The sequence below is a fragment of the Embleya sp. NPDC005575 genome, assembly GCF_040605455.1.
Classification (GTDB): domain Bacteria; phylum Actinomycetota; class Actinomycetes; order Streptomycetales; family Streptomycetaceae; genus Embleya.
This window is the reverse complement of record NZ_JBEXCV010000328.1, coordinates 1-2165: the sequence shown is the minus strand read 5'-3', so window position 1 is coordinate 2165 and position 2165 is coordinate 1. Positions and strand designations below refer to the sequence as shown.

The following is a 2165-nucleotide window of genomic DNA, read 5'->3' as shown; positions in this document are numbered from 1 at the left end:
GGCCGCCGGCGATCGGGCCGCGGCCGGCGCGGTCCTGGCCCGGGCGCACGCCGCCGCCGGGCAACTGGGCGCGACCCCGCTGCGCGAACAGGTCGAACTGCTGGCCCGCCGGGCCCGGATCGACCTGCCGGGCCGGTCCGGAACCGGTGCCGGACGCGCGGCGCATCAGGCCGGCGACCTGACGCCCCGCGAACGGGAGGTGCTGCGTCTGCTGATCGAGGGGCGCAGCAACCGGCAGATCGCGGAGACCCTGTTCATCAGCGTCAAGACGGCCAGCGTGCACGTGTCGAACATCCTGGCCAAGCTCGAGGTGGCCACGCGCGGCGAAGCCGCCGCCCTGGCCCACCGCATGCACCTGGTGGACGACGAACCCCCCGCCGGATAGCCCCGAGCGGGGTGCCCTCGTCGAGTCGGACGGGCTATACATGGTCCGTTCGGTATTTCGGGGGCATGCCGTCGGGGGTGGTCGTGGGGGAACACGGAGTACGCGTCGCGGCATGCGGGGTGAGCCGAACGGTTGGGGGACGCACCGTACTTCGGGACGTCTCGCTGGTCGCCGAGGCCGGTGAGGTCTCCGCCGTCGCCGGGAGCAGCGGATCGGGCAAGACCACGCTCCTGGACACCCTGGCGGGCATCCGGCTGCCCAGCGCGGGCGAGGTGCGCCACGACGGCGGCCGACCGGACGCGCGCGGTCTGGGGTATGTCCCGCAGGACGACATCCTGCACCGGGCGCTGCCGCTGGCACACAGCCTGCGCTACGCCGCGGCGCTGCGCGAGCCGGTCGACGAGGGCGTGGACGCCGCGGTCGCCCGCACGCTGGCCGCGCTGGGCCTGAGCGCGTGCGCGGACCGGCGGGTGGGCGCGCTCAGCGGCGGCGAGCGCAAACGCGCGAGCATCGCGGTCGAGTTGCTGACCCGGCCCCGGGCGTTGTTCCTGGACGAACCCACGTCCGGCCTGGACCCGGCCGCTGCGGCGGAACTGATGTCCGTGCTCCGCGAGTTGGCCCGAGCCGGCACCACCGTCGTGCTGACCACCCACGCGCCGGCCGACCTGGTCTCGTGCGACCGGGTGGTGTTCCTGGCCCCGGACGGGCGGCTCGCGTACGTGGGGGACCCGCGGGCGATGCGCGCCCACTTCGGCGTCGAGACCGAGGCCGACGTGTACGCGGCGGTGGCCTCGCGCGGTGCCGGCGCGGATGCGGAACGCGAGCCGGAACTCGAACTTGAGCCGGAAGTAGGGGCCCTGGAACCGGAGTTGGGGCCGGGGCCGGAGCTTGGCGAAGCGCCCGATCGGTCCGCGCCGCAGGCCGATCGGGCGCTTCGGCAATGGTCCATCCTGGCCCGCCGCGACCTCGAATTGATCACCCGCGACCGGTTGGCCGCCGCGATGCTGATCGGCTCGCCACTGGTGATCGTGGCGATGTTCGCGATGCTCTTTCGACCCGGCGCGTTCGACCCGGCCGACCCCAGTCCGTCCGGCGCCGCGATGATCCTGTTCTGGATCGCCTTCGGCGGCTTCTTCTTCGGGCTGACCTACGGCCTGTTGCAGATCTGCGTGGAGTTGCCGATCGTGCGCCGCGAACGGCTGACCGTGCTGCGGATCGGGCCCTACGTCGCAGCCAAGTTCACCGTGCTGCTGCCGATCCTGGCATTCGCCGACGTGCTGCTGCTGGCCGTGCTGCGCGCCCTGGACCGGCTGCCCGCCGCGTCCTGGGGGGTTTACGGATCCCTGTTGACGACGCTGCTGTCGGCGTCCGCCGCGGCGCTCGCGCTCGGGTTGTTGACGTCCGCGGCGGTCACCGAGGTGGGCCAGGCCACGCTGATGTTGCCGCTGCTGTGCTTTCCCCAGGTGCTCTTCTCCGGCGCGTTCGTGCCGGTGCCCCGGATGCCCGTGCTCGGACACGCGCTCAGCTACGCGATGACCAACCGGTGGGCGTTCGAGGCACTGGGCAGCGATCTGGACCTGCCGGGGCGCTGGGCGCACAGCCGCTCCGCGCTCGGTCCGCCGCTGCTCGCCTCCTACGGCGACAGCTTCGATCACCCACCCGCGCTCGGCTGGGCCGTACTCGCGGGCTGCGCCGTGCTGTTCGTCGCCGCGACCTGCGCGGTGCTGGCCCGCCGATGTCCGCGGGCCGGGTCCTGAGCACGCGCACCCGCGAGGCGCAC

At 73.5% G+C, this 2165-nt stretch carries 2 protein-coding genes; both read left to right on the top strand.

Going from position 1 to position 2165, the window contains the following annotated elements; genetic code table 11:
• Window positions 1-385 (top strand): response regulator transcription factor (locus tag ABZS54_RS42760; RefSeq protein WP_355548825.1); only part of this gene is annotated, 385 nt, incomplete at its 5' end.
• 119 nt (window positions 386-504) lie between these two features.
• Window positions 505-2142, top strand: a complete 1638-nt coding sequence (locus tag ABZS54_RS42755; RefSeq protein ID WP_355548822.1) for an ATP-binding cassette domain-containing protein — start codon at window positions 505-507, stop codon at window positions 2140-2142.
• The last annotated feature ends 23 nt before the right edge of the window (window positions 2143-2165 follow it).